Annotated in this window: 19 protein-coding genes and 1 pseudogene; 12 read left to right on the top strand and 8 right to left on the bottom strand. The window is 42.1% G+C overall.

The features are described 5' to 3' along the window. Window positions 1-73: 73 nt before the first annotated feature. The 4 genes from QUA44_RS28070 to QUA44_RS28055 all read right to left on the bottom strand — a co-directional run bounded on the left by QUA44_RS28070 (window position 74) and on the right by QUA44_RS28055 (window position 3962). Entirely contained in the window at window positions 74-1441 is a 1368-nt protein-coding gene (locus QUA44_RS28070) for a serine/threonine-protein kinase (protein WP_333256488.1), read from the bottom strand. 131 nt (window positions 1442-1572) lie between these two features. Continuing rightward, on the bottom strand, window positions 1573-2019 hold the full coding sequence (locus QUA44_RS28065) for a hypothetical protein (protein WP_333256491.1): 447 nt from the start codon (window positions 2017-2019) through the stop codon (window positions 1573-1575). Continuing rightward, window positions 2006-2470 carry a hypothetical protein gene (locus QUA44_RS28060; protein ID WP_333256494.1) on the bottom strand — a complete coding sequence of 155 codons (465 nt, stop codon included), beginning with the start codon at window positions 2468-2470 and terminating at the stop codon, window positions 2006-2008. The genes QUA44_RS28065 and QUA44_RS28060 overlap by 14 nt, the downstream gene beginning before the upstream one ends. A gap of 208 nt (window positions 2471-2678) precedes the next feature. After that, window positions 2679-3962 (bottom strand): glutamate-5-semialdehyde dehydrogenase, encoded by a 1284-nt coding sequence (locus QUA44_RS28055; RefSeq protein ID WP_333256496.1) that lies wholly within the window; start codon window positions 3960-3962, stop codon window positions 2679-2681. Between the two features lie 219 nt (window positions 3963-4181). On the opposite strand from QUA44_RS28055, the gene QUA44_RS28050 reads away from it, so the two are divergent. Next, entirely contained in the window at window positions 4182-5906 is a 1725-nt protein-coding gene (locus QUA44_RS28050; RefSeq protein ID WP_333256498.1) for a zinc metalloprotease HtpX, read from the top strand. Window positions 5907-6443: 537 nt separating this feature from the next. Beyond that, a complete protein-coding gene (locus tag QUA44_RS28045) occupies window positions 6444-8183 on the top strand; it encodes a hypothetical protein (protein ID WP_333256500.1) in 1740 nt (579 codons plus the stop codon). A gap of 152 nt (window positions 8184-8335) precedes the next feature. Here QUA44_RS28045 and QUA44_RS28040 read toward each other — a convergent pair whose 3' ends face one another. Continuing rightward, the gene (locus tag QUA44_RS28040) at window positions 8336-9631 is read right to left on the bottom strand and encodes a helicase-related protein (protein WP_333256503.1); all 1296 of its coding nucleotides are present in this window, start codon (window positions 9629-9631) and stop codon (window positions 8336-8338) included. A gap of 219 nt (window positions 9632-9850) precedes the next feature. Here QUA44_RS28040 and QUA44_RS28035 point away from each other — a divergent pair, with 219 nt between their 5' ends. Beyond that, a complete protein-coding gene (locus QUA44_RS28035; protein ID WP_333256506.1) occupies window positions 9851-12223 on the top strand; it encodes a restriction endonuclease in 2373 nt (790 codons plus the stop codon). Window positions 12224-12316: 93 nt separating this feature from the next. Here QUA44_RS28035 and QUA44_RS30820 read toward each other — a convergent pair whose 3' ends face one another. Next, a complete protein-coding gene (locus QUA44_RS30820; RefSeq protein WP_333440358.1) occupies window positions 12317-12679 on the bottom strand; it encodes a zinc-ribbon domain-containing protein in 363 nt (120 codons plus the stop codon). A gap of 19 nt (window positions 12680-12698) precedes the next feature. Between QUA44_RS30820 and QUA44_RS28030 the strand changes: the two genes are divergently transcribed. The 8 genes from QUA44_RS28030 (at window position 12699) to QUA44_RS27995 (ending at window position 20692) form a co-directional block, all read left to right on the top strand. Then, window positions 12699-13523 carry a restriction endonuclease gene (locus QUA44_RS28030; RefSeq protein ID WP_333256509.1) on the top strand — a complete coding sequence of 275 codons (825 nt, stop codon included), beginning with the start codon at window positions 12699-12701 and terminating at the stop codon, window positions 13521-13523. Between the two features lie 173 nt (window positions 13524-13696). Then, a complete protein-coding gene (locus QUA44_RS28025) occupies window positions 13697-14293 on the top strand; it encodes a Uma2 family endonuclease (protein ID WP_333256511.1) in 597 nt (198 codons plus the stop codon). Between the two features lie 307 nt (window positions 14294-14600). Then, window positions 14601-16061 (top strand): DUF1565 domain-containing protein, encoded by a 1461-nt coding sequence (locus tag QUA44_RS28020; protein ID WP_333256513.1) that lies wholly within the window; start codon window positions 14601-14603, stop codon window positions 16059-16061. A gap of 345 nt (window positions 16062-16406) precedes the next feature. Continuing rightward, window positions 16407-16742 carry a photosystem II reaction center protein Psb28 gene (gene psb28, locus QUA44_RS28015; RefSeq protein ID WP_333210232.1) on the top strand — a complete coding sequence of 112 codons (336 nt, stop codon included), beginning with the start codon at window positions 16407-16409 and terminating at the stop codon, window positions 16740-16742. Window positions 16743-16935: 193 nt separating this feature from the next. Further along, window positions 16936-17442: a MogA/MoaB family molybdenum cofactor biosynthesis protein gene (locus QUA44_RS28010; RefSeq protein WP_333256519.1), complete on the top strand. Its 507-nt coding sequence runs from the start codon at window positions 16936-16938 to the stop codon at window positions 17440-17442. 260 nt (window positions 17443-17702) lie between these two features. Then, complete coding sequence (locus tag QUA44_RS28005) at window positions 17703-17861, top strand: hypothetical protein (RefSeq protein WP_333310038.1); 159 nt, start codon at window positions 17703-17705, stop codon at window positions 17859-17861. 879 nt (window positions 17862-18740) lie between these two features. Beyond that, window positions 18741-19700 carry a glycosyltransferase family 2 protein gene (locus QUA44_RS28000; protein WP_333256525.1) on the top strand — a complete coding sequence of 320 codons (960 nt, stop codon included), beginning with the start codon at window positions 18741-18743 and terminating at the stop codon, window positions 19698-19700. 80 nt (window positions 19701-19780) lie between these two features. Then, on the top strand, window positions 19781-20692 hold the full coding sequence (locus QUA44_RS27995; protein ID WP_333256527.1) for a hypothetical protein: 912 nt from the start codon (window positions 19781-19783) through the stop codon (window positions 20690-20692). Between the two features lie 85 nt (window positions 20693-20777). On the opposite strand, the pseudogene QUA44_RS27990 reads toward QUA44_RS27995, so the two are convergent. Next, window positions 20778-21735, bottom strand: a pseudogene (locus tag QUA44_RS27990) (IS630 family transposase). Between the two features lie 326 nt (window positions 21736-22061). Continuing rightward, window positions 22062-22445 (bottom strand): Mth938-like domain-containing protein, encoded by a 384-nt coding sequence (locus tag QUA44_RS27985; protein ID WP_333256530.1) that lies wholly within the window; start codon window positions 22443-22445, stop codon window positions 22062-22064. Window positions 22446-22565: 120 nt separating this feature from the next. Here QUA44_RS27985 and QUA44_RS27980 point away from each other — a divergent pair, with 120 nt between their 5' ends. Next, window positions 22566-22742 carry a hypothetical protein gene (locus QUA44_RS27980; protein ID WP_333256532.1) on the top strand — a complete coding sequence of 59 codons (177 nt, stop codon included), beginning with the start codon at window positions 22566-22568 and terminating at the stop codon, window positions 22740-22742. Window positions 22743-22858: the final 116 nt, after the last annotated feature.

Genomic DNA, 22858 nt, shown 5'->3' with positions numbered 1-22858 from the left:
GGGGCACTTTGTCAGCGCCTTTAAGACAGAAAATATGGTCTTAAGAATCCTCGTCGCTTTAGCGCGAGGAGTGTCAAAACTCTCCTCCTTTCTCCAACTTGTCCAGTAAATCCTCAGCAACTTCATACCATTTCCGCCTAATTTCAGCATCTTCTGGCTTTTCTGTCAAGGTACGACCTTGGAATTCGGGATATTTATTGTAATATGATTCATCCACTTTTTGATAGAATATATCTTGATTAATGTTGAGATTTTTGCGTCGTTTACCAATCTTTTCTTGACGAATTATTTCGGAGTCCTCTAAGGATGTATTGGGAGGTTGCTGGGGCGAAGAAAATTTAGGTAAATCAGGCAACTTGGGCAAGGTGAAACCAGATTTGACTACACTAAAAGCTAAAATTCCTGGCACCAAAATCACACTTAAACTCCCTAGGGTTTTCCAAGGAATTAACTTGAATGTGCTGTTGTTGTTAACAATTTGAGAATTTTGGTGAACAGGATTATGATTACTGGTAGCAGTTTGAGTGGTGTTTTTGAAAGGGCGGCCGACAAAGTTCATTGTCACCATTTGGGAAATTATACTGCCAATGTGAGATAGTTTTGGATCTTTGAGTGCTTCGCGGACTTCTTTTGCGGACTGGTAGCGATCGCCCAATTGTTCTGCTAGCATCTTATCCAACACAGTTGCGAGGTTTTGACTGACTGTGACGTGCGATCGCCAATCCCAAGTTTTGTTATGGATATCGTACAATTTTTGAGGCTTTTTGCCGCTTAGCAGCACTAAAGCCGTGACGGCTAAAGCGTACAAATCGCTAGCGGGAGTAACTTTTCCCAGCCGCATTTGTTCGGCGGGCGAATAACCTTGTTTGCCGATCGCGGTATCCGATTGTCCGCTAAACTGAAATACGGCGGTTGCTGCGATTTGCTTAACAGAACCGAAGTCAATTAAAAATGGCAGTTTGTCAGTATTGTGCTGGATGATGTTGTCGGGAGAAACATCGCGGTGAATTAAATTGCGGGAATGAATGTATTCTAAAACGGGTAAAATCTGAAATAGCAGTTGAGTAACTTCGGCTTCGGTAAAATTGTTACCTTGCTGCTGGCGAGATATAAGTATTTGTTCATAGGTTTCGCCGGGGATGTAGTCTTGGACTAAAAATAAAGATGGATTACCGCCCAAATCGGTGCGAAGCAGTTCTCGAAATCGGGGGATTTGCGGGTGTTGGAGGTTGTAAAGCATATTCGCTTCGCGATCGAACAATTCGGCCGCTTTCGGGCTGTGAACAACCGGAGAAAACTCTTTGAGCACGCAATGTTCGTTGTAGCGGTTGATGTCTTCGGCGAGGTAAGTGCGGCCGAAGCCGCCGCGGCCCAATTCGCGGATGATGCGGTAGCGTTTTTCGAGGGTGGAACCAGGGGCGAGGAGGGATGAGTTTGACATAAACAACGGTGGATTGTTCGAGTTGAGGAGTCCCGGAGCACAGTATAGCTTATTTTAGCTAAGTTTGGTTGAATGGGAGGGCGATCGATCCTGCAATATCAATGCTCTACTTCATGGTTTTATCGATCGTTTCATGATGTAGACTCATCATCATCATCATTTGACTCTGACACATTTTCTTCCTGTTGTTGCTGTGACTCCATAAGCTCTGCAAGCAATTGCTTTAAATTCTTGTCAGGAGGACGCTTGGGAAACTCACTGTGTGTATATATCCATGTAAGCTTAATTACGCTTTGAGTACGATCAACCAAGTACATAAGTCTTCCCTGACGCGCCGCACCCTGTAAATTTGGCATATCAAAGCAATACTTTCGGAATTCCCATTCTTCCGGTTTACTCAAACTTCCGGGCCATCCTTCAGCGAAAGAATTAGGCATCAAAGGATTGCTACTTAAATTTTTTATAATTTGTGCAATACAATCCTGAAAAACTTTCTTAGCTTTCTCACCTTTATAATGACGCTTCAGAAGCTCTTTGTAGGAACGCTTAAATTTATCAGATGGATTAATCCGAAACACTGCTCAGCCATTCACAAAACTCATCGGCTGTCATTGCAGGACTATCGCCCGATTTAGCCAAAGCTTCCTGCACTACTTCAGCCATTGTTTGCTCGTAATCAGGGTGCTCTCTTTCGATCGCTCCAAGTACAGCATTTTTTAGACGAATTAAGGCGTTGAAGTAGTCAGTCAGAACATCAGTTTCACCACAGATTAGCATCCAAGCTAGCGACAGCCTTGTTCTCAGAGAAGCAAAAAAACCTTGATTACCATCTTGATTGATAATTGAGGCATAAATCAGAGCTTTAAGCAACTCACGCTCCCCATCGGAAAAATCTTCCCACTTATTCTCTACTGCTGTTGCTAGAGCCTCTGTGTTTTGGGCGATCGATCGCAACCTTGACTGACTTACTGTATCCGGTTGGGATATTTGCCTAATTTCATAGGGGTTAATGGTAATTGCAGCGGACATTTTTTTGCCTCCGGGCGCGATTACGAAGGGTATAGATTCAGTATAGCAGTGCGATCGATAATTTGTGAATCGGCCGATCGCGATCGGACGATCGCACTATAGCAATCCTAAATCATTTGTGAATTTCTTACTCCCTCCCCTTACTAAGGGGAGGGTTGGGGTGGGGTGAAAATATTTACGACTCCTGCAAGGATCGCACTATTGTATCTTACAAGTCTCGATGAGTAAATTCCTTCGCATCTTTCCCGACATAACTCGCAGCAATATGACCGTCTCCAACAACTCGATACTTATAGGTAATCAAACCCTCTAAACCAACAGGCCCGCGAGGCGGCATTTGCTGCGTGCTAATCCCCACTTCTGCGCCGAAACCGTAGCGGAAACCGTCAGCAAATCGAGTCGAACAATTGTGATAAACTCCAGCCGCATCGACTGCATTTAAAAAAGTTTCGGCCGCTTCGCTATCTTCGGTAACAATCACATCTGTATGTCGGGAACCGTAGGTGTTGATGTGATTAATTGCCTCTTCCACGGACTCTACTATTTTGATTGACAAAATCAAATCGCTGTATTCTGTAGACCAATCTATTTCTGTCGCTTCGGCAATATTTTCTAAGATGCGGCGAGTTGGTTCGTCTCCCCGCAATTCGACTTTTTTGTGCTGCAAAGCTTGGGCGACAGCGGGCAGAAAAATGGGGGCGAGATCCTTATGAACTAACATAGTTTCAATGGCATTGCAGGCGGCGGGATACTGAGTTTTGGCATCCACCGCAATCTCTACAGCTTTCTGAATATCGGCTGCTTTGTCTGCGTACAAATGACAAATTCCATCGGCGTGTCCCAACACGGGAATCCGGGTATTTTCCTGCACGAACCGCACGAAGGAATTAGAACCTCTGGGAATAATTAAATCTACGTATTCATCCATTTTCAGCAGTTCGATTGTTTCTTCCCGCGTGGTGAGCAACTGCACGGCTGCGGGATTAACCGCTGTTTCTGCTAATGCTTGATGGATGACTTTTGTCAAGATTTCGCAGGAACGGACTGCTTCTTTGCCGCCTTTGAGAATAACGCCGTTGCCCGATTTGATTGCCAAGGATACTATCTGAATTAAGGCTTCTGGACGCGCTTCAAAAATAATGCCCAAAACACCCAAAGGACAGGTTACGCGCTTCAGAATTAATCCTGTGTCCAATTCGCGATCAATTTGCACGGCACCGATCGGGTCTGGGAGTTTGGCAACATCTCGCACGCCTGCGATCGCACTTTTCAACTTGCTCTCATCCAACTTCAGGCGATCGTACAGCGGTTTCGCAATTCCATCCGTCTGGGCCGCCTTGCAATCAGCAGCATTCGCCGCTAAAATATCCGCAGCAGCAGCTTCTAAAGCTTTAGCAATAGCCTCAATCGCTTGATTTTTGGCATCAGCGGACAAAACTGCCAATTTCCTAGCAGAGGCGCGCGTTTTTTGGGCAATTTCAAGAATTGACATAGCAGTAACTTTTAAATAGTTTTGATTGTTGAGTTTTGAGACAGTAATAGAATTCGCCCAAACAAATTATGCGGGCAGTTTTCAATCTTAACAAAATAGAGGAAATTATATATTTTTGTTGAGACTCCTTACCGCGATCCGCACTGACAGGTTAAAACAGTGAAGTATAGATAAAATCCCACGGCGATTACCATTTGTCAATAACCTTTGGAGATTATTATGCCATCTCAAGCTCCTTTACGCAAGGCAGGGCGATCGCCCAAAGCCGGCGTTAAACTTATACAGAAAACTGGCGGAAATCTCGTTTTAGCTTCCGGCGTCACCATCACCCTGCTGTTTGGTATGGTGTTGGCGCTATCCCTAGCCTCAGTTTTGATTATCAACAGTCCCGATCCAGTTACCGGATTGGCGATCGCACTTCCCATCACTATAATTTTTAACATCGCAGCTTTTTTCCTATCGCCTTACTTGATGGACTTAACCCAAAATTGGCTTTACAATACTCGCTGGGTTTCCCTAGCAGAAATTGAAAGCCACAGTCCCGAAGCAGCGAAAGTTATTCAGAAGGTTTGTAAACAGAAAAACCTGCAACAGCCGCGGTTAGGAATTATCAACGACCAAAACCCCACTGCTTTTACCTACGGTTCCTTTCCTAACAGCGCTCGCTTAGTCGTCAGTCAAGGTCTTTTCACCTATTTAGACGACGAAGAAATTGCCACTGTTTACGCTCACGAACTCGGTCACATCGTCCACTGGGACTTTGCAGTCATCACCTTAGCTTCGACTTTAGTGCAGATTACTTACTTAATTTATACTACAACTCAAAGGCTCGGTCGGAAGGGCGGCGACAAAGCTAAAGATGCGGCGGGTACTGTAGCTGCTGTTGCTTATTTATTTTACATTGCAGGCACTTATTTATTGCTATATTTGTCACGGACGCGAGAATATTTTGCCGACCATTTTGCCGCTGAAACTACCGGAAACCCCAACGCTTTATCCCGCGCTTTGGTAAAAATTGCTTACGGTATTTTGGAAGAAGGACAAAGAGGAACGGAACCCAGCCGCTTATTAGAAGGAACTCGCGCCTTGGGCATTTATGATGCCAAAGCTGCAACTTCTACTGGTACCGCTTACCGGATTGCGTCGGAACCGGAAAAAATTGGGCGAGTGTTTCTGTGGGATATGTTTAATCCTTGGGCTTGGTGGATGGAGTTGAATTCAACTCACCCGCTTACTGGTAAGCGAGTTCGTGCTTTGAGCACCTACGCAGAACAATTGGGCTTGGATGTTGAGTTTGATATGGGCCGGATTGTCGGCGAAGGCAAGGATTTGAGCAAGCGGAGATTGTACGGCAATTTTGTGTTCGATTTACTGCTGTACAGTGCAGAAACTCTCGGCTTAGCGGTGGGTTTTGCGATCGGCATTGCGCTGTATGCTGTAAACCCGATGATGATGGTTGCTTGTCCTTTAATCGGTTTAGGTATGGGAATTTTGCTCAAGACATTGGTGATGTTCCCGAATTACGAACAAGCAGAACACTTGGATGTTTTAACCTTAATGTCTGACCCTTACGCAAGTCCTTTGCGGGGTCAACCGGCGCAACTACAAGGCGAATTAATTGGTCGCGGCGATGCGGGTTATACGTTTGGTTCTGATTTGAAATTGCAAGATAGAACGGGAATGATTTATCTGCGCTATGCTTCTCGTTTTGGGCCGATTGGTAATTTTCTGTTTGGCATGAAACGGGTTAAAAGTTTGATTGGGATGGATGTTAGGACTTTGGGTTGGTTCCGCCGGGGTGTCGCGCCTTGGATGGATTTGATTCGGCTTGAAAGCGATAGCGGTACGACGGTTAGCAGTTATCACCGTTTCTGGTCTTTTGTGATGGGACTAGGTGCGATCGCGATCGGTATTGCTTCTCTATTTGTCTCGTTTGCAGCTTGAAAATAAAAAGGATACTCCCAGACACGCAAACTCGATCTGTAGGGTGTGCAACGCGCACCTTACCATTGTTTTATTTGAAAGTTTGTAACTGGTTGCTGTCGAAGAGTCTGGGAACCCATCTAATATCAAATCCGGTAGCATCGGAATGATTCAGATATATATCCTCTCCCTCTGTGTACTCTGTGTACTCTGTGGTTAAATCATTCCGATGCAAGCGGAAACGATATAACGGCCGGAAAAATGATTGTTAGCGGGCGATTTTCTGTTTTTTTGAGGGGTATTTTTGATCGATCGTCGAAATATATAATTTAAATGCACAACAGCTTAATTGACCAGATATGATATAGTCCTACTTTTAAGAATCATATCAATTCCGGTTGCACTCATACATGACTGTTGACTGTTGACTGTTGACTGTTAAGAGGGCGGGCACGGGGGCACCGCCCCTACTGACTGTTGACTCGATTTTATGATTCCGATGCAACCGGAAACGATATCAGTTATTCCGAATCTCAAATCTCAAATCTCAAATCTTAAATGGTATTAATAGCCCGCTTGCACAAGTTTCTGACGGCGACTGTGGATGAAAAATCCCGATCGCGCACAATATTTTGGTTGACTCTGAGCTTGACATTTGCCGCAATTTATGGTTTCTTAGGTATCGAGCAAGCCTTCAGCGCCGAGTATGTGGTGCAAGACGATGCGAGGCAGCACGTTTTCTGGATGATGCGGTTTGTCGATCGAGAATTATTCCCCAACGATTTCATTGCTAACTACTTTCAATCTGTCGCCCCCGCAGGATACAGCACGCTCTACAAAATAGCAGCAACAATTGGCATTCACCCGCTATTTTTTCACAAAATATTGCCACTATTTCTCGGCTTAATCTCCACTTATTTCTGTTTTGGTTTGTGCCTAGAAATGCTGCCAGTGCCGCTGACTGGATTTATCGCATCTTTGCTGTTAAATCAGCATATGTGGATGACTGACGATTTGGCTTCCACAACGCCCAGAGCTTTTATCTATCCGATATTTCTCGGTTTTTTATATTATTTGTCGCGCAGTTCGTTGCTGCCTTGTTTGGGAGCGATCGCCCTGATCGGACTATTCTATCCTCCTTACGCCTTGGTTGCTGCCGGAATTTTAGTTTTGCGGCTGCTATGCTGGGAAAAGGGCGGTTTGCGCTTGTCGGGCGATCGCGCAAATTACCTATTTTGCAGTACAGGTTTGGGAGTTATTTTTTTAGTAATGCTGCCCTATGCCTTAGATCGCTCTGAATTTGGCCCAACTTATACCGCAGCAGAAGCGAAGCAAATGAGCGAATTTGCCCCCAACGGCAGAAATGCTTTTTTTCGGCCAAATCCGGTAGATTATTGGTTGACAGGGCGGGGCAGCGGGATGTTTCCCAAGTCGCTGTTTACGCCTGTAACTCACTGTGTCGGGCTGTTATTTCCGCTGCTGCTGTTTGTGCGATCGGCTTTTCCCTTAGCAAATCAGATTCAAAGCAAAATTTGGCTGTTGCTTCAGCTATTTTTAGCATCCTCGGCGATGTTTTTTGCCGCTCACGCTACCATTTTTAAGCTGTATCAACCAGGGCGCTATACTGCCTACAGTTTGCGATTTATTGTTGTTTTGATAAGTGCGATCGTCCTAACGTTAATTATTGATGGAGTCGGTCACTGGGCATCGCAAACCGTAACAAAACTTGATTGGAAAAATCTAGTTGCACTAATTATAATAGCGATAATTGCTGTCGCAGTGGTGCTTTATCCTTGCTTCGTTGAAACATTTCCGACAGTCGGTTATGTAGAAGCTAAAATGCCGGCTTTGTACAATTTTTTTCAACAACAACCTAAAGATATCCTGATTGCTTCGATCGCGGCAGAGGCGGACAATTTGCCAACATTTAGCCAGCGTTCGGTTTTAGTGGCAAAGGAATATGCAGTGCCGTATCAGAAAGGCTACTACAGCAAATATCAGCAGCGACTTAACGATTTAATTCGCGCTCAATACACTCCCGATCGAGCTGTATTGCAAAATTTTATTAATCAATATGGAGTTGATTTTTGGATGCTCGATCGCAATGCGTTGACTCTGGAGCATGTAGAAGATTACGGCTGGCTAAATCAGTTCGATTCTACACCGCAGGCGATGCTGGCTCTCAAACAAGGAAAAATTCCCGCCTTAGCTTCAGCAATTACAAGTTGTGCTGTTTTTCAGAATGAAATATTAGTAGTTTTGGATGCGTCTTGTATTGTGAAACTTGGTGGGAGTTAAGGCGAGGCGGAGCCTCGGGATCTGCGTTCCCAGGAAGAGCCTGGGAACTAGAAAGAAATCTATTAGGGGATTGGGAAGATATCAAACATGAATTAGAATGGTTAGAAAATCCTAATTATTATGTGGTTGTTCAACAAATTTTAAAACGACCTCTAACTCTTGATAGCACGGATATGGGTAAATTTCCACATATCCTGAATGTTGATAACGGTAAATCCCAAAGCTTCTAAGTCTGTTCGGAATTGATCCGGATCGCTAAAGCGTGAAGTTGACTCGATAATATGCAACTGACCGTCAAGTTTAAGAGTACGATATGCTTCCCGTAGGTAGTTGGTGAAATTTGAACCCATTAAAGAAAGAGAAAAAATGGCCACATCTAGGGTTTCATCATCTAGCGGAACGTGCGCCATATCGCAGGCGATCGCATTATTATTGATCGCAATATGGTCAAAGCTGTAAACTGTATGTCTATCTGAAACTGCCTCAGCTAATTTTGCTTCACCGCAACCAAAATCACCAATAGTGTAGCCGCTACGTTGTTGACACCAGCGAATCATCTCCTCGTAGGGAATAACTGCCCAATCTTTTCTTGATTCTTGATACAAAGTATGGTAATTAGCCCACTCTTCAGGGTTTTCCTGTAAGCGTTGGTGAGTAGTGGCGCTGTGGGTTTGGTTCCAGTGGCGATTCATGGTGGAGAAGTCGCCGTAACGCGCCAGTCGTTGCTGTACTTCGGCTGGGTTAGTATCTGGAATGGGGATAATAATTCTCGGGCGGGTGATGATTTGGACTTCGCCAGATGCGAGGCGTTCTAACCAGCCGATCGCATCTTGGTAAGCTTGAGCAGAGGATCGCAGGTGTCCTTCTGGTACTATGCCATCAACAGCAGCATCAGCGATCGACTTTTTGAATTTTAAGCGCTGCATTTTGGAATCACACCACGACCAGCGCTGACTGTTAACAGTTGCATAGGTCAGAGGAATCACCATTTTGACTGTATCGCGGGTTTGTCCTTGGCGATAGATGCGACCTTTCAATTGTTCAAATTCGGCATGAGTCCAAGGTAGGACGTTGACAATTAGCTGGTTGCAAACGTGCTGTAAGCCATCTACACCAGTCCCTATGGCGCTAGAACCGATGAGAACATCAATTTTGCCGTTTAAAAACCCTTCTAAACCTGATTTGTCTTCGCCGGTGTAGAAACCCACTTTCCAACCATCATTTACTAAGGCATCTCTCAATATGCGATCGATTCCGTGGATGTAATGAGTGTAAATTAGGGTTTTCGGTTGGATGTGCTGGCGAATTATGGGTAATCTGGCAACAGTGAGAATTTTTTCTAATTGCAATGGAGTCCCATTTCCACCTAAAGCGCGAATTTTTTCGATGTAGTCGGCACAATCTACCGGAATTTCGATTTGTTCGTAATCTATATTATATTCTGGCATCCAGCGTATTCCCAAAGTAACGAGTCGCTGGTGTAGTCTCATACAGTTGTCAATAGTTGGGCGATCGCTTATTATGTGGTTATCTGTCCCCTAAATATGGTTAGGGAGATGGAAGGTGCGATCGGGGAGGTGCTAGAGGTTGAGGTCTAACGTGGGGCGTGTTATACTGAGTCATGGTTATGCAAGGCAATAAGTCACCTATAGGAACGACAAAAAAAAATGAATGTAAATGAGCCTAAAATAAGATTTAAAGTAGTCATACTACCTGAATGGAATAATAAGGAAAAAGGTAATTTCTGGGAAGAGGTGTCAGCAGATTTATTCAGTCAATATGACTGGAAAGTGATTGAAAATATAGAATTTGACGGAATGCAGACTGATATCTATATCAAGCACGATGAAGCTAGGGAAACAGGATTAATTGAATGTAAATTCCAGCAAGAAGAAATAAATGCTCCTACTATATTCAAGTTAATGGGTCAAGCTCTTTACAAAAAAGTTGACTTTGCTCACCTACTCTCAACTTCCGCTCTTAATGGAAAAGCAAAAGCGGTTGTTGATGAATACACAAAAACACAAAAACCATTTCGTTTATTCATTTGGAGTTCAGATAAACTTGCTGAAAAGTTTATGAAGATACATGGTATTCAACTCCCAGAGCGAAAATTTATTAGTAATGTTAGAACCATTACACTATTAGTGACTCATAAAAAAGAGTTTTTTTGGATAGCGGAAGAAATGGGAGAAAGCGCTATCCCATATCGTGCTATTATTTTTGCCACTTCAAATACAAAAAATAATTATAATTCAGAATATTGGAAAAAATATTTTTCTACTAATGAAATTTGGGAAAATCTTGAAATTACCGTTTTCGATGAAATACTAACAGAGCATGAAAATAAATCAACTAACGAGTCATTTTCAGAAGTTAAGAAAGTAATAGTATCGAATATTAATCAGGCTGAGAGTTTTTATGATTACCATCGTCCTTGTCGCCCACAAGATTTTTTTGGACGTTGTAAACCTCAAGATGAATTTTGGAATTTTGTCAAAAATGTAAGAGATGAGGAAACAGACTTAAGAGTTGTTTCTTTTTCAGGAAGTACGGGGTTAGGCAAATCCTCTTTAGTTCTTAAGTTAGCATCAGACTGTCGGCAAAAACCAGAATATAAAGATAATTTTTATATACACCATGTAGATGTTACAAGCATCAACCAGGAAAAAGCAACTCTATTTGTCATAGCGGTTATTAGAAAAGCATTACAAGAGGCTATTGATAGTGGATTTGTTGATCTTCCCGATCATCAAGTATCTATTGAAAGTGCTGAACCACCTTATTTTGATAGTAAATCAATTAAATTATTAATAGAAACCCTTAAAAAAAGTGGTAAAGTTATTGTAATCTTTTTTGATCAATTTGAAGAAATATTGACTAAAGATTCACTTTCATATCTTTACGGGTTGTTTGAGCAAGCAGCTAAAGAAGTTGATTCCTTAAAACAAAACATAGTCTTAGGTTTTTGCTGGAGAACAGATGTTAATTTATCTGCAAAACATCACGCCTATTTTACATGGCATAATCTAGACAAAATAAGAAAAGATATTTATTTTAGTGAATTTTCTCAGCAAGATTCATTGAGCTTATTAAATGAATTTGAGAACTATTTGAATCAAAACGGAAATCGCTTACAAAACAGTATAAAAAAGTGGCTTCTGAATAATTGTCAAAATAAACCTTGGTTATTAAAAAGATTTTGCAGTGACATCTACCATCAACATAATGAAGCCGATCTTTATTCAGAACAGAAAAAAGTAATAACCAAGTTTGATATTAAAGCAATTTTTGACAAAGATATCGAAAGAGCTACTCTCATTCCAGGGAGTTATAAGTGTTTAATGAATATAGCTGAACTGTCTCCAGTTGATAAGGTGGATGTAGGTAACCAGTTTAATCACGATGTAATTAATAGCCTATTAAACAGCAAGCTAGTTATTCAAAATGGGCAAAATTATAAAATATACTGGGATATGTTTCGTGAATATTTGTTGGAGGACAAGCTACCTGAAATGACAATAAACTATAGACCCAGAACCAAGATTTCAACAGTTTTAAAAATATTTAGACTGCTTAAGACGTGTGAAACAATCTCCGACTTAGCAAGTGGATCGGGATATGCGAATGACACTGTTCAAAATGCTATTCTGGATTTGCAAAACTTTTTTCAAGTAACAAGAAATAAGGAAAACGGTCAAATAATAGCATCAGAGATATTTTTAAATTTAAAAGATGAGGAAATAGCTGAAAAATTAGCGGAACAAATAGAGGCTCATGTAGTTATTAAAAAAATCTATGAACAACTGAAGCCTGGTGAATCGATGTCGCTATATAAATTTCAAAAGTTGTTGTCTAATAGACAAACAACTGCAAAAGATTACGCCAGTAAAATGTTGTCATGGTTTTATTTTACTGGTTTGCTTGAAAAAAGACTTAACGGTATAGTAAGACCAACTCATGCAAAGCAGGGAAAAGAAAAGGGGAAACTTTTAGATCAATCAGATTGGGCACAACCTAGCTTATTAGACTTGTTATAATCACAAAGTGATATTTGCTAGGGAATTAGTAATTGACTGTCCAGCACAAAAAGGGCATCCTTTTCCTTTAGTCCTATTAGCAGGAGAAGCATCTCACTCATGCTCAGGATAATTGAAACATTGCCACCAAACTTTTTTTTCCGAATGCCTTGTCACTTGATCTGGAGTAAGATTTTCATTCTTAGTCGGATGCCATTCTTGAGCAAGTTTGGGGTCAAGACTTGCTAGGGAATTAGTTACTGAAACCTTCTGTCCAGCACAAAAAGGGCATCCTTGGCTTGACTTAGTTCTTTTACTGGGCGATGTATTCCATTCATGATCAGAGCCTTCGGGACATTTCCACCAAACTTTCTTGTGTGAGCCTGCCGAAACTTGGTCTGGAGTGAGTCCACCATTTTTTGCGGGATGCCACTGCGCGGCTAGTTGAGGGCTTATAATTGATAGAGTCTTTTTCATATTGAAGATGGAGATAGGTATGAAGTGGGAAACTTACGAAGAAACGGTCAAGAATATATACGAAGTATTGGGTGCTAGAAATGGAGTTAAAATTGAATGTTATGGCAACTCTTGTAAATGTACTGGCAAATCTGGAGTCAAGCATCAAATCGACGTACTGACTGTTCACACTGACGGACTTCATGACTATAAAACATCTATAGAATGTAAATATTGGAATAAAAAAATTAACAAGGATATAGTCATGAAGGCTTGGGGAATTCGTCAAGATTGTAATTTGCAGAAAGGAATTATCGTTTCCAAGATTGGCTTTACTCCTGATGCCATAAAATTTGCTAAATACTATGATATTGGGTTGGTGGAACTGAGAGAACCGTTAAAGCAAGATATAGAAAATCGGATCACCGAAGTCAATATCAATACAATTACTCTCATACCTAATATAACTCGTTTATACAATATTGTCCATGAGGAAGAAGAACAAAACCATACACAGTTTGAAATTAACACAAGTGAGAGTTATTATCTTTTCCCTGATGGTTGCCATAAAACGATTATAGATTTAATTGATGATTGGTTAAGGGAAATCAAGCAAGCTGGAAAATTGAATGTAGTTATGGAAGAAGTCATACCATTCCCTAATGGCACTTATCTTAAAACTCCTGAATTGAGTATTAAAGTTAACGCTGTTCATATTAAAGGTTCTTGGGTGACAGGTAGTATGGAAAAAGTGGAATTTAAGTGGGAGGATCGAATCAGTCTGATTATGAAGGATATTTTTGAAGAAAAGATGTTTACAGTTTCCCGCTCCGGAAATATACAAGAAGTTTCGTTTTTTGCTTAGCTCGATAAATGTCTACTTACCTCATTGTAGCATTAATCAACTGGCATTGTTACTGACTCTGATAGAACGAGAAAAACTGTTCGGATTCCTCAGCTATAATTGCTGCACGTATCTTCTTTAGCAGCGATCGCACAATGCGTTATAATGCCGATAGGAGATAATGGTGCGGGTCAATGACACAAGTTCTCGATCGCGAAATTCTCGATGGGCGAGTGGTGCTCAACGGCACTTGGGAGCAATTCAAGTTAATCCAGAAGGGTGCGGAAGATTCCCCTGGCGTAAAGTTGTCTTTTTTTGCAGGGGCGATCGAAATTCTGATGCCGGGATTCCAACACGAAAATTTTTCGGAAATCATTGGTTACTTGGTGACAACTTTTTTGCTGTTGCAAGGCATTAGGTTTTACCCTTCTGGTTCCATGACGCAGGAAAAGGCTGGAGAAGCTTCAACCCAAGCAGATAAATCGTTTTGTTTGGGGGAACCTAAGTTGATTCCCGATTTGTCTGTCGAGGTGGTTTATACTAGCGGTGGATTGAGCAAGTTGCCAAAATATCGGGCTTTGGGCGTGCCAGAAATCTGGTTTTGGGAAGATGGCACGCTGCGGCTATATCATCTCCGCGAAGATGGCTACGAGCAAGTAATTCACAGTCAACTGTCAGGATTGGAAACGCTGGATATCGATTTACTAAGACGCTGCATTTTAATGGGTGAAACAGATTTGGCAGAAGCGGTTAAGGTTTTTGGGCAGGGAATCTCGACCGATTGTACATGACAGCAAGACGTTCGATTTTCCTAATTGGCGATCTAAATTTTAGTGGTTTTGGCAACATCTGGAAAAAAGAGAATCCCCAGATCCAAAACTTCTTAAATAAGTCGGGTTCTGCTTTTGCTGGGAACGAGAAATACAGTTTTTTGTAGGGACAATCTCCCTGCGGTTGCAAATCCTGATGGGTGATGTTGCGGATATCGTGCAATTAAATAATCTCCGCAATTAAAGGTGAATATAGATCCGGGGCCAAGTTCGCAGACAATGAAAATTGCACAAAAGCTCGATCGCCAATTATCTCTTTAACCAAAACATGGCAACACTTTACGTCAACCCAGCAACAGGCAGCGATTCCGCAGCCGGCAGCCAATCTGCCCCATTCAAAACTATAGCCCGCGCGATCGCCCGCGCTGCATCAGGAAGTGTAATTCAGCTAGCACCGGGAACTTACAGCGCAGCTAGCGGCGAAAAATTCCCCTTGGAAATTCCATCGGGAGTAAAACTTATTGGCAATGAAACTAACAAAGGTAGAGGCACTCTAATTCAAGGCAGCGGCAAATTTGTAAGTCCCACCGCTGCGGGCCACAATATCACTATACTGCTAGCAACTAATTCGGAATTGCGCGGAGTAACTGTCACGAATCTCGATAGTCGCGGCACGGGAGTCTGGATTGAGTCAACTTCTCCGACTGTGGCTAACTGCACTTTCACACTTTGCAAACGCGAAGGCGTTTTTGCCACGGGAACCGCTAATCCTGCGATTCTCGACAACATATTTGTGGAAAACTCAGCCGCTGGCGTAATTGCGGCGGGAACTGCTAAAGGAGCAATACGGCGCAATATTTTTCAAAAGACGGGTTTCGGCATCTCTCTGCAAGCTCAGTCGGCTCCTTTGATTGTTGATAACCAAATTTTGGAAAATCGCTCCGGTATAGCTGTAGCGGGGGAATCGAAGCCGGTTTTACGCAAGAATCGCATTGAAAAAAATACGGAAGACGGTTTGACTGCGGTGGGGAAGTCGCTGCCAGATATTGGTACTGCTCAAGATTTGGGCGGCAATATTTTTCAGAATAACGGTGAATTAGACTTGCAAAACGCGACTGGGGTTAAGATTTCTGCGGTGGGAAATCAGCTCAATTCTTCGCGGGTGAAAGGTTTATTTGATTTGGGCAATGTGACGCCAACTGCGACTCCTGGCGGGCTAAAGTTTAGCGACATCAGCACGCATTGGGCTAAGGATTTTATCTCGCGCTTGGCAAAGATGAATATTGTTAGCGGGTTTCCCAACGGCACTTTTCAAGCTTACGAGATTGTAACTAGAGCTCAGTATGCGGCTATGTTGGCGAAGGCGTTTGAATTAGTGCCGCGCCGTGAGGCGACGGTTTTTAAGGATGTGGCGGCGGATTTTTGGGCCAAGGGAGCGATCGAGCAAGCTAATCGAGCTGGCTTTTTGGCTGGATATCCAGACAGCACGTTTCGCCCGGAGCAGAATTTGACTAGAGTTCAGGCGATCGTATCTTTGGTAAACGGCTTGCAGTTGGCGGGCGGGAACCCCAATTCTTTGAGCGTTTATGTCGATCGATCTCAGATTCCCAGTTTTGCCACCGACGAGATAGCAACCGCCACAGATCGCAAAATCGTGGTCAACTATCCCGCGCGCGAAAAGCTTGCCCCCGCCCACGACATCACCCGCGGCGAGATATCCGCCCTTATCTACCAAACTCTGGTAGCCACAAACCGCGCCGAGCCAATTAACTCTCCTTACATCGTCTAAGGGAATTGGGAGACAAGGGAGAGAAGAAATTGGGGGACAAAGAACTCACATCTTGCACCATTCTTAAGAACAGGCAAGATGCCTGTTCCACAAAGAGTAGATTTTCTTGTGGGGAGTAGGGGTTGGGCATCCTGCCCGCCCTGAAAGGATTATTGAGAATGGTGCAATATCTCAGAAGAACCAACCCATCTCCCCTCGCCCTTGTCTCCGATTCCCTCACTCTCGCCGACTCTCACCCACTCTCCCCCACTCCCACTCTCCCAAGTCTTGATTTGCGAGTACCCGAATCGTTTTATGATTAAACATTAAGAAATTAAGCAATCCTTAAGGTTCCACTGTCAGATTATGGCTAAAATTCAATTCTCTCGGGGTATAGACGAAGATGCTGTGCCCGAAGTGCGCCTAACCCGTTCTAAAAGCGGAGAGCAAGGCACTGCCACGTTTATCTTTGAAAATCCCAAAGCTCTCAGCAGCACCAGTACCGAAGACATTACTGGAATGTACATGATCGACGACGAAGGCGAACTCCTCACTCGCGAGGTTAATGCTAAGTTCATCAACGGTCAGCCTGCGGGTTTGGAAGCTCTTTATATAATGAAAAGTTCCGCAGAATGGGATCGATTTATGCGTTTTATGGAACGCTACTCGGAAGCAAACGGCTTAGGATTTAGCAAGGCATAATTGATGGGGAATAGGGCATGGGGCATGGGGCATTGGTTATTGGTTATTGGTTATTGGTTATTGGTTATGGGTTATTTGATAATGAATCACTAACAACGAACAAATCACAACTAACTAATGACTTATTCCCTCTTCCCTTTTCCTGATTCCCTCTTCCTTCTTGCTTCTTCCTTTTTCCTTCAACATCTGTTATATGACGCAAATTCCTCACCCCGACATATCTAAAATAACCGTAAATTGCGCTATCATTACTGTTAGCGATACGCGCTCGGCTGACACAGACAATAGCGGCTTGTTAACTAAGAAGCTGCTAAAAGATGCGGGTCACTCTGTGGTAGCTTACACTGTTGTTAAAGATGATGCGGCCAAAATTGTATTGCAAATGCAGGCTTTTTCCCAGCGTCAAGATGTGGATGCAATCATTTTTAACGGCGGGACGGGCATCGCTCCCCGAGATACAACTTACGATGTGATGGAGAGTTTGCTCGACAGGATTTTACCGGGATTTGGGGAGATATTTCGGTTTTTGAGCTATCAAGAAATTGGTTCGAGGGCGATCGCGTCTCGCGCCGTTGCAGGCGTGTATCAAGGCAAGTTAGTCTTTTCTCTTCCGGGCTCTAGCAATGGCGTGAAACTAGCTGTGGAAAAGCTAATTTTACCTGAATTAGTTCACTTGGTGCAGCAGTTGCGCGGAAACTGAGGCCCAAAGTTCGGTTAATTGACTGACCATCAAAAAATGTGGTTACAAGTCGCCCGAGGCATCCGTGGAGCGAGAAAAAAGCTTTGAATCCTCATCGCAAGCCCCCGGGTTTAGCAGTGAGGTCGCTTTCTTCAATTCTTTAATCTAAAATCTAAAATCGACTGACTGCATTCACCGCAATAAACGGGTGGCTTTGAGCCTACTCTATGGCTAAAGTGAGGAAACATCAAAATTCCCTTGATTTACACTAGATGATTTCGATGCAGAATGCGAGTGTCTATGCTAGCGAAGATTATCACCGGATTGCTCGGGCGATCGCCTTTATGCGACAACACCACCTAAACCAGCCCAATCTGGCAACTGTGGCCCAGCACATAGGACTTAGTGAATATCATTTTTATACACCCCAATTGACATAAAATCGATCGCTATTGATAAGCTTTGTCCAACTGAGCAATAAGTTGTTAACAAATAAGCGATCAAAGGGAACCAGATTAGTGAGATTGTTAATTGAGGTATGTCCAGAAATTGTTGCAGTTTGCGACGCCGACTTGGGCGTGGTAATTGGATAGGGAAATAAGGAGTGCGAGCCGTTCTAATCTCACTTGTTTTTCCGACTGTATCACATGAGCGTAAGATTGTGAGCAGCATAACCTGAGTGTGCGTCAGTTGTTTTTGTAAGTGGGTTTGATAGAATGTTGGTAACATTATTTTTTGGGATAGGCTGGCTTGTAACAATTCGGCTGCCTATCTTTTTTTAACATGAGTGGGCTAAATCTTTACTGGATAAGCGTTTTAGGTGGGTTTTCACCCCCTGGGCAAACCGTCTGTATATTTGGCTACAGTTTTAGATGCGTTTACCCTGTAAGCTAGATAATCTATATATAATCTAAATAAAACACTGTGGAAAAAGTAAAATAAGCGTCAGTAACTCAGCCCTAAAGAGACGCTCGCTTGGTCGCGAGCAATCTCTCGCAAGCTATACTGACGGGCTATCGTCTTCACTGACTACGTTGTTTGGGTTACCACACTGCTTGGATGGGACGCTAGTTATGGGCTCTGTCGCTTGTAGTTAAATAGTTTTAAAGTCACGCTCGAGAGTGCTGCAAGTTTAACAAGCCCTTATAACCAAGGCACAAAGCGAACGTTACCTAGCAATAGATCCGAGACAACCATATCTCCTTGAGGGGCAACCATACCCCTCTCCCCGTAAGGGGATTCAAGGCGGTTAAAACCGCCGGGTCGTTTTCCTCTCTTGGCTCAAGCCACTGAGTTTCCAACTTACCGAGTGTGTTTTTATGATTAGTGTCGTAATGCCTGCTTTCAATTCATCAAATTTTATTGCTAAAGCTATTGAAAGCATATTAAGTCAAACCTTTCAGGATTTTGAATTAATACTTGTTGACGATGGCTCTACAGATAACACCTTAGAAATCATGACACATTATAGGCAGCAAGATAATCGAATACAAATTATTCAAAGTAAACATGTGGGATGTAGTCGTGCTAGAAATTTAGGGATAAATCAATCAAAATTTCCCTGGATTGCCGTTATGGATGCTGATGACATTGCACTACCTAAGCGATTTGCTAAACAAATAGAAGCTGCTAATGCTAATCCTAAAGTAGTTGCTTGGGGTACATATGTTCATCATGTAAACTTAAAAGAGGAAGTTTTGAGCCTTCAAAAACATGGGCTTCTTACTGAGGAAGAATTCTACGATAATATGAAAAGGGGAGACGTTCCGTTTGTGATACATCCTACCTCCCTCATAAAAAAAGAAATTTTATTAAAGGTGGGAGGATACGACCCAAAATTTTCAGATGCTGATGACTTTGAACTTTTTGATCGTCTTTCTGATTACGGTCCTATTCTTGTTATTCCAGAACCACTTCTTCTATATCGCTTACATTCGCAAAGTGTTTCTATGAACAAGTATTTTATACGAGATTTACTAATCAAATATGTATATACACGACGTTCAGCACAGATAAAAGGAGAGGAAGTAGTTGACCTCGATCAGTTTATCGGAAATTATAAACAGCGACCATTTTTGTTGCGTACAAAGCACTACCTAAATAACTTGAGTCAGTTTTGGTATAGGAAAGCTGGTGTGTTTTTCTCAGAAAAACAGTATTTACAAGCTACTCTATATTTGTCGATGGTTATTGTTCTTAATCCCTTATACGCAATACCTCGAATCTGGAGACAAAGGCTCTCTCCAGAAGCACGGAGGACATTGAATCCGGCTAAATAATTGAAGAAAGTTGCACATTTGTAAAATACTCAACCAGCTCATGCTTACTTGAAATACCAATAACGAAAAAGACGAATACAATGCTTAAAACAATCCTACAAAAAAGCCAAAAAGTTGTAGCGGAGTTGGAATATCAAACCAGGCTCTTGAAAAATAATGGTAATCTACCAGCGCTAGATGTTAATGACAGTTATATTGTTGATGCTCTTGTAAATGAAGGAGTATTTGTTACTTCTTTAGAAGCTTTATCACTTCCCTCTACTCCCTTGCTTCTAAAAGCGGCTGAAGGTTTATTACCCGATATAGAAACAGCTTTCTCTGTTGATTCTCCTGGTCATACAAATTCTTCTAAGACCTACGCTGTTCGTGCTTGCTACAACAAAATTGCCAAGGAATATCCAGACCTTTTTCTTTGGGGACTGGAAGAACGACTGCTCAATATAGCCGAAAATTATATTGGTTTACCTGTAGCGTGTATTGGCGTAGATTTTCGTAAAGAGATACCGCATGAAAATGGAAGAAACTTAGGTACAAAACTTTGGCATAGAGACGGAGAAGATTGCCGTGAAGTTAAAATACTTATTTACTTCAATGATGTCTTTGATGACAGTATAGTTTTTGAATATATTCCAAGGCGTTTAAGTCCATCTGAATTAAAAATAATCTACAAATCAATGTATTTGTTCAAGACTATACACAAATCTCTATACACGGATGAAGAGATGAAAAAATTTGTACCTCAATCTGAGTGGAAACCCTGCCCAGGACCTTCTGGGACAGTTATTTTTGCTGCCACTGATAGTGTTTTTCATCATGGAAAATTACCTATAGGAACAGGAGTAAGAAAAGAACGATTTTTAATAGCGTATGCTTACACATCTAGACAGCCAGAAAATCCAGATTTTTGTAAACGTCATTTTTCCAGAGAGGGTTTAGATTTACTTGAAAACAGGCTCTCCGAACGTCAACGAGAGTATGTCTATGGGCATTAGACCAAATAATAATTTGGTCGGTAGTCCTGCATAAGCGGAGATGCCGAAATAGGCAACCACTAGAAATGCTGAGATATAGCCTTTCTCAAAAAGATGAGGTACAATAACAGCAGTGTGTAAACCAATTAAAAATATTTGACGATGTAACTTGCCCCAACGCAAACTAAGAGTGCTTTCCCTAATTCTTGATAATTAGCAGTCTTGATAGAACGGAGAATAATTTTAAGTTTTGACCACAGATTTTCAATGGGTGAAAAATCTGGTGAATAAGGTGATAAGTATATTAATTTTGCCCCTTTCTTTTCGATCGCTTTTTTCACTTCGTCTCCCAGGTGAATGGGACAATTATCCATCACTACACAAGCACCTTTCCATAATTTTGGCACAAGTTTTCTGATAATAAAAGCTTCAAATGTAATTGCATCTGTTCCGCCTATTAGATTAACCGATGTCAAAATTTCATTAACTGACATTGCTCCAATTATTGAGACATTTTTGCCACGTTTAGTTGGTTTTGGCCACGAGAGCTCTTTCACCTTTTAAAGACCTCGCATATAACCTAACCATTGCCAAATTAACTCCCGATTCGTCAATGAATATTAAGTCTTTCAAATTAATCTCTTTAATTGTTTTCCAGAACTCACATCGCAGGATTTGAACTCGCTCCGTGCCTTTAGCTGAAGGGAAGAGAGTTTTTTTTTGACAGTAATGTTTAAGAGTTTTATCATTCTTCCTATTGTTGATCTACTAACGGAAAATCCAATTTTTCCATAAAGTAAATAACGGAGTTCTTCAAGAGTTGCATCATTATTTGCTTCAATCAGTTCTGCCAAGATGAGTAGTTGCTCCGCATTCAGTTTGCCTTTGACTCCACATCGGTCAGTTCGGGGAGTAATGTTTTTTGTTTCACGATATTGTTTAAGCAATTTTTGTACAAAGCTCAGGGCTACAGAAAAACGCTTAGCTATTGCTTTTTGTGAAATGGGTTCAGCATGATAAGTATCAAGGATTTTTTGCCTAAAATCAATCGAATAAGCTTTCATTTTTAACAATGTATGAAGAGGAGTACAAGTAAAGGTGTTGTGAGTCAAGCAAATCGTGCTGTCACAAAAATGCTATTATGTGTGTTATCGCTTTCGCGTGGCTTGTGCGTAACCATGTAATTATAGTTCATTTGATCTTATCTTCTCTGTTTGACCCTCACGAGTGAGTGTCAGTAACATTATACCTCATCTTTCTGAGAAAGGTTATACTAGAAGCTAACTTGATAAAAAGATGCTTTTGGGCTGGCATCTCTTTTGTTACCTAGTTCTTGCAGATTATTTTAAGCGAAGGTTCCAGAGAATTTCCTTGCTGCATCGGTACCGCGTTAGCAGGTTGAGTGAAATATTCCCCCGACCTTCTTACCTTGTTGCATTAAATTATTGAAAAGGTCTACAGCCAATTTGGTAGGTCCAATATAATACTCAATACCTCTTTGATTCAGCAGTTCTTCAGTTTCGGGACAGGTATGTAGCATGAGTTGCATACCACGTGTCAAAACCATAAATTCTATACCTTGCTCTAAAATTTCTTCGATATCAGCAGGTTGAATCCCTGGTTGGTGACGAGTACCTGTGAGTCTCCAATCCCATTCCTTAGCGCCTCCCGACCATACTTTACAATCTTTGAATTGACAAGTTTGACCGTCAGTGGTTACCTTAATAAGTCCCCAAGAGATATGACTGATCAGGCTTTGCTGAGAATTGCTCATGAGCTTGTTTTTTCGATAGTAAAAAGATGGACAAAAGAGATTTAGGCAATGTAGATAGGAGCGCCCAACGGCTAAATTGAGCAGCAGCCAGTAACTTGAGCTTAACTGAAATTATCTCTGTTGAGTCAATCAAGGCTCGTTTACAAACATCAAGTCCTTGAGTTAAGCATTGCTGTGGCTACTTTCGAGATATGGGTGCAAACATTTCTAGCAACTGGTGTTTTGTCCATCCATAGTTCTGGTGTAGCTTACGCTCAGAAACCCGGTTTCTACCCAATGTCGATCGATCGCAGATAAATTTCAGGGTGCAAGGTCGATCGATATACACTAGAAATATTGGTGCGATTCGTTTAGCCGAAACCCGAAAGGGGGGATGGCTGGCAGCGATGGGGTAAGCCCATTAGGGTTAAAGG

Origin of the sequence: Microcoleus sp. N9_A2, assembly GCF_036701775.1 — a bacterium.
Lineage (GTDB): Bacteria > Cyanobacteriota > Cyanobacteriia > Cyanobacteriales > Microcoleaceae > Microcoleus.
Note: the sequence above shows the minus strand (reverse complement) of the source record. Positions and strands in the feature narration are given on the sequence as shown.